The organism is Burkholderia sp. E168m23, from assembly GCF_016586125.1.
GTDB lineage: Bacteria > Pseudomonadota > Gammaproteobacteria > Burkholderiales > Burkholderiaceae > Burkholderia > Burkholderia orbicola.
Map to the genome: position 1 here is coordinate 1 of NZ_BCPP01001277.1, position 1,570 is coordinate 1,570.

A 1,570-nucleotide genomic window follows, 5' to 3' on the forward strand; every position below is an offset into this window, starting at 1 on the left:
TAATGTATGCTATACGAAGTTATTACGTTCTACGACCATTTCCGGACCGATGCGCAGGCGCCGGCACGCCAGTCGCACATCGGCACCCATACGCCGGTGCTCGCGGACGACGGGGCCGACCTGGCCGCCGCGCTGCAGACGATCCGCGAAATCGGCGACGCGGCGGCGCTCGATGCGGCGATCGACGACGCGTTTCCCGGCGCGTCGGTCGAGATCGACAATCCGGGCGGCCGCGGCCGCTTCGACGTGCTGATGCGCCAGCCGGGGCTGCTGCGGCCGCTGGCGGCGGCCGAGCTGTCGGACGGCACGCTGCGCTACCTGCTGCTCGCGGCCGCGCTGCTGACGCCGCGGCCGCCGGCGCTGATGGTGCTGAACGAACCGGAGACGAGCCTGCATCCCGATCTGCTGCCGGCGCTCGGCCGCCTGATCGCGCAGGCCGCCCGGCGTTCGCAGGTGCTGGTCGTGTCGCACGCGGCGCGGCTCATCGCGACGCTCGAGCGCGAGGCCGACTGCGAATCGCTGGTGCTCGACAAGCAGCTCGGCGCGACCGCGCTCGTCGATGCCGATTCGCGCGACCTGCCGCCCTGGAAGTGGCCATCGCGTTGACCGCCTGATTGCGTGCTCGAGGCCGTGAGCGGCGCCAGGAGGCGCCGAATGGGGCCGGCCGGGCGCGAAACGAGGCGTCCGCGCTCGATCGGCCGAATGTATCCGGTCTGTAACAACCCCCAAAAAATGAAAGACCTGCGGTTCCGCTCATCGGGATCGCGAATAATAATGAGATATCCGGCGGGAGCCATGCCGGCCGGCGCTGCATGGACGCAGGGCGGGCTCGCATGAGCGAGTGCTCCGCCGCCGCGCCGCAACGGACAGGACACAGGAGACGTGGACCATGAGAATTGCCCAGATCGCCCCGCTGACCGAATCCGTGCCCCCGAAGCTGTACGGCGGCACGGAGCGCGTCGTGTCCTACATCACCGAGGCGCTCGTCGACCTCGGCCACGACGTGACGCTGTTCGCGAGCGGCGATTCGACGACGCGGGCGAAGCTCGAATCCGTGTGGCCGCGCGCGCTGCGGCTCGATTCGTCGATCCGCGACCGGGTCGCGCCGCACATGCTGCTGATGGAGACGGTCGCGCGCCGCGCGAAGGATTTCGACGTGCTCCATTTCCACATGGACTACTACTCGTTCTCGGTCTTCAACCGGCAGGAAACGCCTTACGTGACGACGCTGCACGGCCGGCTCGACCTGCCCGAGCAGCAACCGGTGTTCGACACGTTCAATACGGCGCCGGTGATCTCGATTTCCAATGCGCAGCGCCAGCCGTTGCCGCAGGCGAAATGGCTGACGACCGTCTATCACGGGCTACCCGATACGCTGTACATGCCGCAGCCCGTCGAGCCGCGCTATCTCGCGTTCCTCGGCCGCATCTCGCCGGAAAAACGCGTCGATACCGCGATCCGCATCGCCCGCCAGTGCGGGCTGCCGATCCGGATCGCCGCGAAGATCGACGCGGCCGACCAGGAATACTTCGACCGCGAGATCAAGCCGCTTTTCGCGTTGCCACACGTC

The 1,570-nt window shown here is 67.9% G+C and carries 1 protein-coding gene and 1 pseudogene; both read left to right on the forward strand.

Going from position 1 to position 1,570, the window contains the following annotated elements:
* Window positions 1-27 precede the first annotated feature (27 nt).
* A pseudogene (locus JMF90_RS36520) lies at window positions 28-606 on the forward strand (AAA family ATPase); the annotation flags it as partial.
* 283 nt (window positions 607-889) lie between these two features.
* On the forward strand, window positions 890-1,570 hold a 681-nt coding region (locus JMF90_RS36525; RefSeq protein WP_201326291.1), incomplete at its 3' end, for a glycosyltransferase.